At 68.8% G+C, this 13209-nt stretch carries 13 protein-coding genes; 4 read left to right on the top strand and 9 right to left on the bottom strand.

The window, feature by feature from the left end; translation table 11 throughout:
• Positions 1 to 3: 3 nt before the first annotated feature.
• Positions 4 to 879, bottom strand: a complete 876-nt coding sequence (locus OX958_RS03755) for a phosphoribosylaminoimidazolesuccinocarboxamide synthase (RefSeq protein ID WP_270135740.1) — start codon at positions 877 to 879, stop codon at positions 4 to 6.
• A complete protein-coding gene (locus tag OX958_RS03750) occupies positions 876 to 1979 on the bottom strand; it encodes an FAD-dependent monooxygenase (protein WP_270135739.1) in 1104 nt (367 codons plus the stop codon). Before OX958_RS03750 ends, OX958_RS03755 begins: the two co-directional genes overlap by 4 nt.
• Positions 1980 to 2024: 45 nt before the next feature.
• On the opposite strand from OX958_RS03750, the gene OX958_RS03745 reads away from it, so the two are divergent.
• Positions 2025 to 2609 carry a TetR/AcrR family transcriptional regulator gene (locus OX958_RS03745; RefSeq protein WP_270135738.1) on the top strand — a complete coding sequence of 195 codons (585 nt, stop codon included), beginning with the start codon at positions 2025 to 2027 and terminating at the stop codon, positions 2607 to 2609.
• Positions 2610 to 2717: 108 nt separating this feature from the next.
• Here OX958_RS03745 and OX958_RS03740 read toward each other — a convergent pair whose 3' ends face one another.
• The 7 genes from OX958_RS03740 to purD all read right to left on the bottom strand — a co-directional run bounded on the left by OX958_RS03740 (position 2718) and on the right by purD (position 9889).
• The gene (locus tag OX958_RS03740) at positions 2718 to 3092 is read right to left on the bottom strand and encodes a hypothetical protein (RefSeq protein ID WP_270135737.1); all 375 of its coding nucleotides are present in this window, start codon (positions 3090 to 3092) and stop codon (positions 2718 to 2720) included.
• A gap of 14 nt (positions 3093 to 3106) precedes the next feature.
• Positions 3107 to 5023: a glycosyltransferase family 39 protein gene (locus OX958_RS03735; protein WP_270135736.1), complete on the bottom strand. Its 1917-nt coding sequence runs from the start codon at positions 5021 to 5023 to the stop codon at positions 3107 to 3109.
• Positions 5023 to 6255 (bottom strand): bifunctional glycosyltransferase family 2/GtrA family protein, encoded by a 1233-nt coding sequence (locus OX958_RS03730; protein ID WP_270135735.1) that lies wholly within the window; start codon positions 6253 to 6255, stop codon positions 5023 to 5025. The genes OX958_RS03735 and OX958_RS03730 overlap by 1 nt, the downstream gene beginning before the upstream one ends.
• A gap of 64 nt (positions 6256 to 6319) precedes the next feature.
• Entirely contained in the window at positions 6320 to 6718 is a 399-nt protein-coding gene (locus tag OX958_RS03725) for a hypothetical protein (protein WP_270135733.1), read from the bottom strand.
• On the bottom strand, positions 6718 to 7077 hold the full coding sequence (locus OX958_RS03720) for a hypothetical protein (protein ID WP_270135731.1): 360 nt from the start codon (positions 7075 to 7077) through the stop codon (positions 6718 to 6720). Before OX958_RS03720 ends, OX958_RS03725 begins: the two co-directional genes overlap by 1 nt.
• Before the next feature lie 3 nt (positions 7078 to 7080).
• Positions 7081 to 8526, bottom strand: a complete 1446-nt coding sequence (purB, locus tag OX958_RS03715; RefSeq protein WP_270135730.1) for an adenylosuccinate lyase — start codon at positions 8524 to 8526, stop codon at positions 7081 to 7083.
• Between the two features lie 73 nt (positions 8527 to 8599).
• Positions 8600 to 9889 (bottom strand): phosphoribosylamine--glycine ligase, encoded by a 1290-nt coding sequence (gene purD / locus OX958_RS03710; RefSeq protein WP_270135729.1) that lies wholly within the window; start codon positions 9887 to 9889, stop codon positions 8600 to 8602.
• 155 nt (positions 9890 to 10044) lie between these two features.
• On the opposite strand from purD, the gene OX958_RS03705 reads away from it, so the two are divergent.
• Genes OX958_RS03705 through OX958_RS03695 form a run of 3 tightly spaced genes read left to right on the top strand, consistent with a single transcriptional unit; the run spans position 10045 to position 13182 of the window.
• Positions 10045 to 10893, top strand: coding sequence for a carbohydrate ABC transporter permease (locus OX958_RS03705; protein ID WP_270135726.1), 849 nt, complete (start codon positions 10045 to 10047; stop codon positions 10891 to 10893).
• Entirely contained in the window at positions 10890 to 11741 is an 852-nt protein-coding gene (locus OX958_RS03700; protein WP_270135725.1) for a carbohydrate ABC transporter permease, read from the top strand. The genes OX958_RS03705 and OX958_RS03700 overlap by 4 nt, the downstream gene beginning before the upstream one ends.
• Positions 11742 to 11772: 31 nt before the next feature.
• Positions 11773 to 13182 carry an ABC transporter substrate-binding protein gene (locus tag OX958_RS03695; RefSeq protein ID WP_270135724.1) on the top strand — a complete coding sequence of 470 codons (1410 nt, stop codon included), beginning with the start codon at positions 11773 to 11775 and terminating at the stop codon, positions 13180 to 13182.
• Positions 13183 to 13209 lie beyond the last annotated feature (27 nt).

The following is a 13209-nucleotide window of genomic DNA, read 5'->3' as shown; positions in this document are numbered from 1 at the left end:
TCCTCAGCTGCTGAAGGTCTGGCCCGTCAGCCGCTCGTAGGCGTCGACGTACGCCGAACGGGTGCGCTCGATCACCTCGGCCGACAGCGGCGGCGGCGCTTCGCCGGAGTGCCGGTCCCAGCCCGACTCGAACTGCAGCCAGTCGCGCACGATCTGCTTGTCGTACGACGGCTGCTGCTTGCCCGGCAACCACTCGGCAGCCGGCCAGAACCGGCTGGAGTCCGGTGTCAGCACCTCGTCGGCGAGCACGATCGTGCCGTCCGGGCGAGTGCCGAACTCGAACTTCGTGTCGGCCAGGATGATCCCGCGCTGCTCGGCGGTCGCGTGGGCGCCGGCGTAGAGGTCGAGTGTGAGCTTGCGCAGGGCTTCGGCCGTCTTCGCGCCGACGGTCGCCACCACCGCGTCGTACGAGACGTTCTCGTCGTGCTCGCCGATGTCGGCCTTGGTCGCCGGAGTGAAGATCGGCTCGTCCAGCCGCGATCCCTCGACCAGACCGGCCCGCAGCGGGATGCCGCAGACCTCGCCGGTGTTGTCGTAGTCGACCAGTCCGGAGCCGCTCAGGTAGCCGCGGGCGACGCACTCGACCGGCAGCATCTCGAGCTTCTCGCAGACCACCCCGCGGCCGGCCACCTCGGCCGGTACGTCGGTGGAGATGATGTGGTTCGGCACGCCGAGCTGCTCGAACCACCACAGGCTCATCGCGGTCAGCACCTTGCCCTTGTCCGGGATCGGCGTCTCCAGGATCCAGTCGAAGGCGCTCATCCGGTCGCTGGCCACCATCAGCAGCTCGCCGGACTCCAGCTCGTACAGGTCCCGGACCTTGCCGGAGTGCAGATGCTTCGCGCCAGGGATCTCGACAGCCTGCGGTGGGGTGATCACACCCGTGATTGTTCCACCCGCCGCCGCGCGGCCAGCAACCCGGCCACTTTGCCCCCCAGACCGAGGACGGCGTCACGCACGGTGCAGGCGAGCTTGCCGTCCAGCTGCCCCAGTACGCCGATCTGACGGGAACGCTTGACCAGCTTGCTGGTCGCGGGGCGGCGCTCGGCGTCGTACGCCGCCAGGTCCTTGCCGGCCCGCAACACCCGGGCCAGCGCGCCGGCGTCCTCGATCGCGGAGCATGCGCCGCGGCCCATGTTCGGCGTCATCGCGTGGGCGGCGTCGCCGAGCAGTACGACCCGGCCCTGGACGAACGGGACGAGCGGCGTGGGCAGATCGTAGATGTCGTTGCGCAGTACGGCGGAACTGCCCGCGATCAGCGCCGGGATCGGGTGATGCCAGCCGGCGAACCGCTCCCGGACGTCGTCCCCCTCGCCGCCCGCCTCGCGATTGGCGGTCGCGTACCAGTAGTACCGGCCGTCGATCAGCTTCGCGAACCCGAATCGTTGCCCTCGGCCCCAAGTTTCGCCGCCCTGGTCGAGCGTCTCCACCTCGGCGATCCCCCGGTACGCCGTGTAGCCGGAGTAGCGCGGCCCCCCGTACCGCGGATACAGCAACCCGCGAACGACCGACCGGATCCCATCCGCGGCCACCACCAGCTCCGCCCGGTACTCCTGATCGCCGACCACCAACCGGCTCGCCGTCACCACGACGCCGGTCTCGTCCTGACGCACACCCGTGACCGTCGTGCCGGTCCGGATCGCCACGGCCGGGCCGAGCCGGCCGGCGATCAGGCGGTGGAGTTCGGCGCGGTGAATCATCACCGGCATCTCGACACCGAGCCCGGCCGCGTCGACGATCCGGCGGCCGTCCCACCGGCGCATCCCGGCAGACCCACCCGCTCTGGCTGCATCGATCACGCCCTCGACCCCCAGCTCGGCCAGTACCGCGGCGGCCCCCGGCCAGATCGACAGGCCCGCACCGACCTCGCCCAACTCCGGCGCCCGCTCCAGCACCGTGACCTGCCAACCGCACTGCTCCAGCGCGACGGCCGCCGTCACCCCACCGATCCCCGCTCCCACCACGATCACTGTCCTCATACCCTGACTCTACATCTGTAGAGTCCGGCTGAGTAGAGTAGGACCGTGACGAAAAAGGTGCCGCTCGGTGAGGACCGCCGAGCCGCCATCGCCGATGCGGCCATCCATCTCGTGGCGACCCGCGGCCTGCGCGGTCTCACCCATCGCGCGGTCGACGAGGAGGCCGGCCTGCCACCGGGCTCCACGTCGTACTACCTGCGCACCCGGGGAGCACTGCTCGCCGCCTGCGTGAATCGCATGCTCGAGCGCGACCTCGCTCGCGGCGCCCACGAGTTGCCGGCCGACCCGGAGCTCGAAGAACTTCTGGCCGGCATGGTCCTGGGCCTGGTCCGCGACCGGCCCGACGACCTGATCGCCCGCTACGAACTGTCCCTGGAGGCGAGCCGGCAGCCTGAGCTCCGCGACGCGATCATCCAGGGCGGCCGCCGGCTTCGGGAGAGCCTGGCCGACCTACTGGCAGGTTTGGGAGTTCCCGATGCCGACACCATCGCCTGGCCGGTCGCGGCGATGATGGACGGACTGCTCTACGACCGCGTCGCGGGCGCCGGTACGACGTTGTCGCCGGAGGCTTTCGAGGCCGCGGTCCGCCGGAGTCTCGCCGCCTTGCTGAGCGGTCTGCGGCATGCATAGGACTGCGAGCCACCGGCTACCGATCTAAGTGGCGCGCTGCTGCCGGCTGGGCATGCGCAGCTCGATCGGTGGCTCCCCGGTTTGAACTGTTGCCGTCGTGAAACGCGATCAACCCGTCTGAGTCTGCCCCGGCACCGCGCCCTGCCCCGGCACCGCGCCCTGCCCCGGCACCTGCTGGTTGCCCTGCCCTTGCTGGCTGCCCGGTCCGCCGCCCTGCCCGAAGCCCGGTCCCGGTCCCTGGCCCTGGCCCTGGCCCTGGCCGAAGCGACCGCCGCCGGGGCCGTTGAACTGCGTCTGCCCCGCCTCACCTGACCCACCCCACGCGTGCCCGACAGCGGTTCCGCCGAGAAAGGCGAGCACTGCCAACAGGGAGCCGGCACCAGCGAGCACCAGCCCACCGGGCCTCTTCGCTCCCGCCTGCTCGCCCGCCACCCACGGCGGAACCGCGGCGCCGGGAGTACTGGGGTTGTTCGTCTCCGTCATGTGCTCGCTCCTGTTCACTTGCTGCTGAGGTCGTAGATGGTGGTGCCGCCGACGTTCTGAGCCGCGAAGTTCTCGGCCACCCAACTGCTGATGTCGCTCGAAGTACCGCCTCGTCCGCCGCCGAAGGCACCTCCCGAATTACCGACGAAGTAATGCACCTTTCCCTGGGCAACCAATCGCTGGAACTCCGCCAGCGTCGGCGCCTTGTCCGTCCCGTTGAACCCACCGATCGACATCACCGGCACCTCGGCCGCGAGCTGCAACGGAGCCGCGGCGTTCGACGTCACCGCCGCGGCGGCCCAGGGGTAGCCGTTGGCGCCGGACTGAAGCAGCGAGACCAATTCGCTCGACACTCCACTGATCCCACCGCCACCGAGGAACCCACCCGCTCGCCCGCCACCAGCGCCGCCGCCCATTCGTCCGCCCCCAGCGCCGACCGGTCCTGCCGACGGCAACGCACCTGCATGCGAGGCATTGATCGTTTCCACCGAGTACGCCGCCGGTCCCGCCAGCGCAGTCACCGTGAGCAACACCGCGGCAAACACCCCAGTACGCCGTACTGCCGACCTCCGCAAACCCGACTCGGGGAGCACCAGCACCAACCCGGCAGCCACCACTCCAACGATCAGCACCGTCCATCGCAGCCACGGCAACCAGCTCGGCGACGCGTTCAGCAACGAGAAACTCCAGCCCGCCGTCAAAAAGGTGCCACCAGCAAGCATTGCGCGCGGCAACCATTCACCCCGGCGCCGCCACAACACCGTCGCCGCCGCACCAACCAGCGCACCGACCGCCGGCGCCAATGCCACCATGTAGTAGCTGTGGATGATCCCCTGCATGAAGCTGAAGACCAGTCCCGTCACCACCAGCCAGCCGCCCCACAACACCGCGAAGGCCCGGGTCCGATCGGTCCGCTCTGCCTTGCCTGCAGCAACAACCAGCACGATGACGGCCAGCAACGCAGCCGGCAGCAACCATGCGATCTGGCCGGCGAACTCACCACCGAACAACCGCTGCACCCCGGTCGCGCCACCCCATCCCGGGTTGCCGGTTCCGCCACCCACCGACCCGGTCTCGTTGCCGGTCAACCGGCCGAGCCCGTTGTAGCCGAGGGTCAGTTCGAGAATGCTGTTGGTCGACGAGCCACCGATGAACGGCCGGGCCGAGGCAGGCATCAGCTCCACGATCGCGATCCACCAGCCGGCACTGACGATCAGCGCGCCGAGCGCGACCACGCTGTGCACCAGCCGCTTCCCCAGCGCCGGCTTCCCCGCCATCAGATACGCGAGCCCGAACGCCGGCAGTACCAGGAACGCCTGCAGCATCTTGGTCAGGAACCCGAACCCGACCAGCGCTCCCGCCAGCGCCATCCACCGCCACGCGTACTTCTCCGAGTCGATCGCCCGCGTCACCGCCCAGGCGCCCGCCACGAGCAGCAGGACCAGCAAGGCATCCGGGTTGTTGAACCGGAACATCAGCACCGCGACCGGCGTCAGTGCCAGCACGGCACCCGCCAGCAGCGCGGCGTTCGACGAGAACCAGCGCCGTACCGAGACGTAGAGGAAACCGACGCTCGCCACTCCGATCAGCGCCTGCGGGATCAGCATGCTCCAGACGCCGAAGCCGAAGATCCGCCCGGACAGGCCCATCACCCACAACGAGGCCGGTGTCTTGTCCACGGTGATGAAGCTCGACGAGTCGAAGGCCCCGAAGAACCAGGCCTTCCAGCTGACGGAGCCGGCCTGGACCGCCGCCGCGTAGTACTCGTTGGCGTAGCCGTTCTTCGACAATCCCCATACGTAGGCGATCGCAGTGAGCAGCAACAGCCCGCCGTACAAGGCATGGTCGCGACTGATCGGGTACGCCGCGAGTCGCGCGGTCGATCTGGTGCGCGATGGCGCCGCGGTCGTGGGTTCGGTCAGAGTGCTCATCAGTTGCTCCGGGTCGGGTCGAGAACCGCCGGCGGTTCGAAGGTGGGAAGAGTGGGCGCCTCGTCGTCGAAGACCCAGGCCTGGAAGAGGCCGAAGCGGACCACCGTCGCGGCCAGGTTGGCGGCCGTCAGGACGACGATCTCGAGACTGGGTGCCGGTACGGCGACCGCCGTGTGCAGCAGCCACAGCGAGGAGGCGGTCAGGCTCCAGCCGATAGCGAAGGTGACCAGCCCGCGCAACTGGTGCTTGCCGCGGTTCTCCACGCCGCGGACCCCGAAGGTGATCCGGCGATTGAGGGCGGTGTTGCCGACCGCGGTGATCAGCAGCGCGAGCACGTTGGCGAGCTGGGCCGGCACCGCGTGCCGCAAACCCAAGTAGAGAAGGATGTACGCGAGGGTGCTGATCACGCCGACGCCGGCGAAGCGGAGTATGCGGGCGGCCAGGGCAGTCCTCGGGTCGGCAATCGCGGGGCGACCGAAGGCCCGGCGTACGGGGTCCAGCGGAATCCGGCCGCGGCCGAGATCCCTGCTCAGGCGAGCGATTCCACGCAGATCCTCCACCACTGTCTTGGCTATCGCGACCCTCGAGTCCAGGTCGTCGACCCAGTCCACCGGGACCTCGTGGATCCGCAGTCCGGCTCGCTCGGCCAGCACCAGGAGTTCGGTGTCGAAGAACCAACTGGTGTCCTGCACCAGCGGCAGCAGCTCGGCCGCGACATCGTGCCGGATCGCCTTGAACCCGCACTGCGCGTCGGAGAACCGAGTACCCAACGTTGCCCGCAGCAACAGGTTGTAGCCACGCGAGATCGCCTCGCGCTTCGGCCGCCGGACCACTCGTGAGCCACGCGCCAGCCGGGAGCCGATCGCCACGTCACTGTGGCTGGCCAGCAGCGGTGCCACCAACGGCAGCAACGCGTTGAGGTTGGTGGAGAGGTCGACATCCATGTAGGCAAGGACATCCGCCTCACTCGTCGACCAGACCTGGTTCAGTGCCCGGCCTCGTCCCGGCTCCTCGAGCCGGACGATCCGGATTCCCGGCAGCTCGGTGGCGAGCAGCGCGCCGATCTCCCAGGTGGCATCGGTGCTCCCGTTGTCAGCGATGCAGACCTCGGCCGGGAACGGGAAGGCGTCGTCCAGGTACGCGCGCAACCGCCGGATATTGGGGCCGAGGTCGTATTCCTCATTCCGCACCGGGACGACGATCTCGACCCGGGGACGACCTGATCTCTGCATGTCACCGACTCTGGCCGGTGAACCTTGGCCACTCCCTGTGCCTGCCTGGGAGTTCGCTGGGAAGTCAGTCCTGCGCGGTCCGGCGCAACCAGAGCAGCCCGAGCACCGGCAGAACGAGCGGCACGTAGCCGTAGCCTTGACCGAAGTGCGACCAGACGGTGGCGCGGGGGAAGTCGGCGGGAACGGCATAGCTGAAGCTGCCGATGACCAGTACGCCGGCGAGCTCGATCAGGATCGCGACCAGCGCGACCCGGCGGGAGATCACGGTGGCCTTGGCCAGAGCGAAGGTGGCCGCGCAGTAGATGACCGCGGCAACGGCCGACAGCGAGTAGGCGATCGGCGCCTCGGAGAACCGGGTCGCGATCTGTACGCCGGCCCGCGCGGTCGCCGCGAGCGCGAAGACGCCGTACACGGCGATCAGGATGCGGCCCGGTCCGTGCTTGGTCGCCGAAGCCTCCGGCATCAGCCGACGGCCCAGATCTCGTACATCCGCAGTTCGAGCACCGGGACGACGACGCAGGCGACCGCCAGCGCGCCGGCCCCCCAGCGACTGCTCTCGGCCAGCGCCCACAGCGCACCGATCGGCAGCACCAGCAGCGAACCGATCAGATAGCCCACGAAGAACGGTCCGGAGACGTCGCGCTCCGTACCGGCGAGCTGAACGATCCCGGCCACCAGTTGCGCCAGCAGGGCGACCTCGACCACGCCGAGCAGCCCGAGCAGCCACCAGTTGATCCGGCGGTCCAGCCCGGCCAGCACCAGCGCGAAGACCGTCGCGGCCAGCGACAGGGCCACCAGCGTCCAGGTGAGCGGTTCGTACACGAGCTAAAGGATGTCACCAGGGGTGTAGGCGGCGGCCTCGGGGTAGCGCTTGGCCAGCGAGTCGATCGCTGCCACGACCGTGTTGACCTGCGCCACCGCCGCTCCGGTGAACGACAGCGGCTCGCCGACGATGCCGACGATCTGCTCCTCGGTCAGGCCGAGCCGGCCGTCCGCGCCGAGCCGGTGGAACAGGTCGTTCTCCGAGGTGCCCTTGCGCAGGTCGAGCGCCATCGCGACGGCGTGCTCCTTGATCACCTCGTGCGCGGTCTCCCGGCCGACGCCGTTCTTCACGGCGGCCATCAGCACCTTGGTGGTGGTCAGGAACGGCAGGTAGCGCTCCAGTTCGCGCGCCACCACGGCCGGGTACACCCCGAACTCGTCCAGCACGGTCAGGAACGTCTCGAACAGCCCGTCCAGAGCGAAGAACGCGTCCGGCAACGCGACCCGGCGGACGACGGAGCAGAAGACGTCGCCCTCGTTCCACTGGTTGCCGGCCAGCTCGCCGGTCATCGACGCGTAACCGCGCAGGATGACGGCCAGCCCGTTGACCCGCTCACAGGACCGGGTGTTCATCTTGTGCGGCATCGCCGACGAGCCGACCTGGCCGTCCTTGAAGCCCTCGGTGACCAATTCGTGCCCGGCCATCAGCCGGATCGTCGTCGCCAGGCTGGACGGCCCGGCGGCGAGCTGGACCAGCGCCGAGACGACGTCGTAGTCCAGCGAGCGCGGGTAGACCTGTCCGACGCTGGTCAGCACCCGGCGGAAGCCCAGGTGCTGCGCGACCTCCGACTCCAGCCCCGCGAGCAGCTTGTCCTGCCCACCGAACAGGTCCAGCATGTCCTGCGACGTACCGACCGGGCCCTTGATCCCCCGCAGCGGGTACCGCTCGATCAGGTCCTCCAGCCGGGCGATCGCGACCAGCAGCTCGTCGGCCGCCGAGGCGAACCGCTTGCCCAGCGTCGTCGCCTGCGCCGCGACGTTGTGGGAACGCCCGGTCAGCACCAGCGCCGCGTGCTCGGCCGCTTTCTGCCCGAGCTGGACGGCGGTCGCCACCGCGCGATCGCGGACCAGCACCAGGCCGGCCCGGATCTGCAGCTGCTCGACGTTCTCGGTCAGGTCCCGGCTCGTCATGCCCTTGTGCACGTGCTCGTGCCCGGCGAGCGCGTTGAACTCCTCGATCCGCGCCTTCACGTCGTGCCGGGTGACCCGCTCCCGCGCCGCGATCGACTCCAGGTCGACCTGGTCGATCACCACCCGGTAGTCCTCGATCACACCGTCCGGAACATCGACCCCGTAGGCCTTCTGCGCCCCGAGCACCGCCAGCCACAGCTGCCGCTCGAGCACGATCTTGTACTCCGGCGACCACAGCTCCGCCATCGACGGACTGGCGTAGCGGGCAGCGAGAACGTTCGGGATCCGGGGCTTGCTGGAGGTCGGCACGTACCCCATTCTCTCCCAGCCTCAGGGAGCGACCGTCAGCAGGGCGCAGCTGGCGAGGTCGCCGGCCGCCGAAGGCCGAGAGTCAGCTGACCGGGTGCAGCTCGATCTCGCCGCGAGCCGCCTTCAGCGCGATGTCCGTGCGGTGCTGCGAGCCCTTGATCCGGAGCTGGCCGACACCGGAGTACGCGCGCTGGCGGGCCTCGTCGAGGTCCTTGCCGCTGGCGCTGACCGCGAGCACCCGGCCGCCCGCGGTGACCACCTCGTCGTCCTCGATCGCGGTGCCGGCGTGGAAGACGTGGACGCCGCCCGTCTCGGCCTGCTCGATCCCGCTGATCACGTCACCGCTGCGGGGCTTGGCCGGGTACTTCTTGGCCGCGACCACGACCGCGACCGACGCCCCCGACTTCCAGCTCAGCGGCTGGACATCGGCGAGCTTGCCCGTCGCGGCGGCGTACAGGAGGCCGCCGAGCGGGGTCTTGAGCAGCGGCAGCAGCGCTTGGGTCTCGGGATCACCGAAGCGGCAGTTGAACTCGATCACCCGGGTGCCGCGGGAGGTCAGCGCGAGTCCGGCGTACAGGAGACCGCTGAACGGGGTGCCACGGCGGCGCAGTTCGTCGACGGTCGGCTGGAGCACCAGGTCGGTGATCTCCTGGACCAGCCCTTCCGGAGCCCAGGGCAATGGGGTGTAGGCGCCCATGCCGCCGGTGTTCGGGCCTTCGTCGTTGTCCGCGAGGCGCTTGAAGTCCTGAGCCGGCTGCATCGGCAGCACGGTGACGCCGTCGGTGATCGCGAACAGCGAGACCTCGGGTCCGTCCAGGAACTCCTCGATCAGCACCTGCTCGCAGCCGGCCGCGTGCTCGAGCGCCTCGGCGCGGTCGGAGGTGACCACCACGCCCTTGCCCGCGGCGAGCGCGTCGTCCTTCACCACGTACGGCGGGCCGAAGGCGTCGATCGCCTCGGCGGCCTGCTCCGGCGTCGTACAGACGTAGGCCCGGCCGGTCGGCACGCTCGCGGCGGCCATCACGTCCTTGGCGAAGGCCTTCGACCCCTCGATCTCGGCCGCGTCCTTGGACGGGCCGAAGACGGCGATCCCGGCGGCACGCAGCGGGTCGGCCAGTCCGGCGACCAGCGGTGCCTCGGGGCCGACGACGACCAGGTCGGAGCCCAGCTCGGTGGCCAGCGCGACGACCGCGTCGTGGTCCGAGCTGTCGACCGGCCGGCAGACGATCGTCTGCCCGTCGTACGACGGTTGCAACGTGGCGATACCAGGGTTGCCCGGGGCCGCCACGACCTGCTCGACCTCGGGGTCCCGGCTGAGCGCCCAGACGAGTGCGTGTTCACGGCCGCCAGTGCCGATGACTAGAACCTTCACGAGCCATGAGCCTAGTGCACTTACGCGTGTGCTGGTTTTGCCCGGCCCGGCCGGGTGTAAGACTGCGCCTGACTGGAGGTATTCGATTGACTACGAGTTCCGCACCTGCGACCGCCCGCCGAGGGCCCACCGCAGCGTCGCTGGCGTCCTGGCTGATGTTGCTGCCGTGCGTGGTGATCTTCGCCCTGTTCATCGTCTGGCCGCTCGGCAAGTCCGTCTCGCTGTCGCTGCACGGGTCGGACCTGTTCGGCCGCCCGGACGCCTTCGTGGGCCTGCAGCACTACCGGGACATGCTCGGCAGCGCCGAGTTCCGGCACATCCTGTGGGTCACCTTCGCCTTCGTGCTGCTGACGGTGATCCCCGGTGTGCTGGGCGGGCTGGCGATCGTGTTGCTGCTCGAGCAGCAGATCAAGGGGATCCGGATCTTCCGGACCGCCTTCGCGCTGCCGTTCGCCTTCTCGGTGGCCAGCGCGTCGGTGATCTTCGCGACCATCTACAACCCCGCGATCGGGCTGGCCAACGGCCTGCTCGGCCGGTTCGGGCTGGACCGGATCGGCTGGCTGACCGACCCGTCCTGGGCGCTGATCAGCGTCGCGATCACCACCGTGTGGATGAGCATCGGCTACAACGTGCTGGTGCTGTCGGCCGGTATCGGCGCGATCCCGCAGGAGATCAACGAGGCGGCCACCCTGGACGGCGCCGGTGGCTGGCGCGCGGCCCGGTTCATCACCGTGCCGATGCTCGGCCCGCAACTGTTCTTCCTGGTGGTGATCTCCACCATCCAGTCGCTGCAGGGCTTCGGCCAGATCAAGATCCTCACCCCCGAGGGCGGTCCCGAGCAGTCCACCAAGACGCTGGTCTACTCGATCTACCACACCGCTTTCGCCAACAACAACAGCGATTTCGGCGCCGCGTCGGCGCAGGCGATCGTGCTGCTGGTGATCCTGCTGGCCTGTACCGCGATCCAGTTCGGCGTCCTCGAGAGGCGGGTGCACTACAAGTGAGACAACTGACCGCCGGACGGATCGTCACCTACGCCGTCCTGATCCTGGCCGCGATCGCGGTGATCTTCCCGGTCTACTACGTGATCGCGGGGTCGATCATGTCGCCCGGCCAGATCTCGTCGTACCCGCCGGACCTGTTCCCGCACGGCGTCTTCACCGGCAACTACGAGGGCGCGACCTCGTCCGGCACGCCGATCGGCCGGCAGTACCTGAACTCGATCCTGCAGACCTCGATCATCACCTTGTCGCAGCTGATCACCAGCGTGCTGGCGGCGTACGCGTTCGTCTTCATGAAGATGTGGGGCCGGACCGTGCTGTTCGGGCTGTTCCTCGGCACGCTGATGGTGCCGTGGGAGTCGATCGTGCTGCCGAACTACCTGACCATCACCGGCTGGTCGGTCGGTGGCGAGCGGCTGACCGCGTCGTACGCCGGCACGATGCTGGCCCTGGTGCTGCCGTTCCTGGCGAACGCGTTCGGGGTCTTCCTGCTGCGGCAGTCGTTCCTGCAGTTCCCGAGCGAGCTGCGGGACGCGGCCACCATCGACGGCTGCGGGCACTGGCGGTTCCTGCGCCAGATCCTGGTGCCGCTGAACAAGCCGGCCCTGATGGCGGTCGGGCTGTACGTCTTCCTGGCCGGCTGGAACCAGTTCTTCTGGCCGCTGCTGATCGGCGACTCGGCGTCGCGCCGTACGTTGCAGATCGGCATCAGTCAGCTCAACGACGCCGAGGCGGCCGATCCCGGCCTGATCCTGGCCGGAGTCACCCTGTCCATTCTCCCGACGCTGGCGATCGTCATCTTCGGTCAGCGTTTCATCGTCCGCGGACTGACCGCGGGCGCGATCCGGTAACACCATCTTTCCTTCGATTGGGGCAACAACGATGCGATCTGTCGGACAACGACGTACGGCGGCCGCGGTCTCCCTGCTGGCCGTGCTCGCCCTGGTGGCGACCGGCTGCGGCAGCAGCAGCGACGAAGGTGGCGGCTCGAGCGGCGGTCAGGACGCGCCCGGCGCGGACGCGCTGGACAAGGCCACCGGCGTCACCAAGGTGACGTTCTGGCACGGCATGAAGGGCGCCAACGGGGAGGCCGTCGACAAGCTGGTGAAGGCGTTCAACGCCAAGAACACCGGCAAGATCGAGGTCACCGCGGTCTACCAGGGCGACTACGACGAGACGATCACGAAGTACAAGACCTCGGTCCAGCAGGGCAACACGCCGTCGGTGGTGCAGATCTACGACATCGGCTCGCGCTTCATGATCGACTCCAAGCAGACCGTGCCGGTGCAGAAGTTCGCCGACAAGGACGGCTACGCGCTGGACTCGATCGAGCCGAACATCGCCAACTACTACTCGATCGACGAGCAGCTGAACTCGATGCCGTTCAACACGTCGATGCCGTTGCTCTACATCAACAAGGAAGCCTTCGTGAAGGCCGGGCTGGACCCGGCGAAGCCGCCGGCCAACCTGGACGAGATCATGACGGCGGCGAAGAAGCTGACCGTCAAGTCGGGCGGCAAGACCACGCAGTACGGGTTCAACGCGGCGATCTACGGCTGGTTCGTCGAGCAGCTGATCGCGCAGTCCGGGACGACGTACTGCGACAACGAGAACGGCCGCAAGGACCTGGCCACCAAGGTGAACTTCGCCGACGAGCAGGGTGTCAAGGTGGCCACCTGGTACCAGCAGATGGTCAAGCAGGGCCTGATGCCGAACACCGGCAAGAAGACCGACGACGCCCAGGCGGTCTTCAAGTCCGGCACGTCGGCGATGCACCTGGAGTCGACCGGCTCGCTGCGCGGCTACCTGGACGCGGCCAAGGGCAAGTTCACCGTGCTGACCGCGCCGTTCCCGAAGCTGTCGGCCGACAGCACCGGCGGCCCGATCATCGGCGGCGCCTCGCTGTGGGTCAACGGCGTCGGCCACTCCGACGCCGAGAAGCGCGCCTCCTGGGAGTTCGTGAAGTTCGCCTCCACGCCGGAGCAGCAGGCCTCCTGGCACACCGGCACCGGCTACTTCCCGATCAACTCCAAGGCCCTCGACCTCCCCGAGGACAAGGCGTGGGTGGCGCAGTACCCGCAGTTCACCACCGCGATCACCCAGCTCCACGACACCAAGCCGACCAACGCCTCCTCCGGCTGCATCCTCGGCGTGATGCCGCAGTCCCGCAAGGCGTCCGAGGACGGCCTGGAGAAGGCCGTACTGGGCACCGACCCGGCCGAGGCGATGAAGGCCGCGGCAAGCTCGATCCAGCCGCAGATCGACCAGTACAACAAGACGGTCAAGAAGTAGTTCAGTCCGAAGAACTCGCCCTCGACA

Source organism: Kribbella sp. CA-293567 (assembly GCF_027627575.1).
In the GTDB taxonomy this organism is placed as follows: Bacteria; Actinomycetota; Actinomycetes; order Propionibacteriales; family Kribbellaceae; genus Kribbella.
The sequence above is the reverse complement of the archived record's forward strand: the minus strand, read 5'-3'. Positions and strand labels throughout refer to the sequence as shown.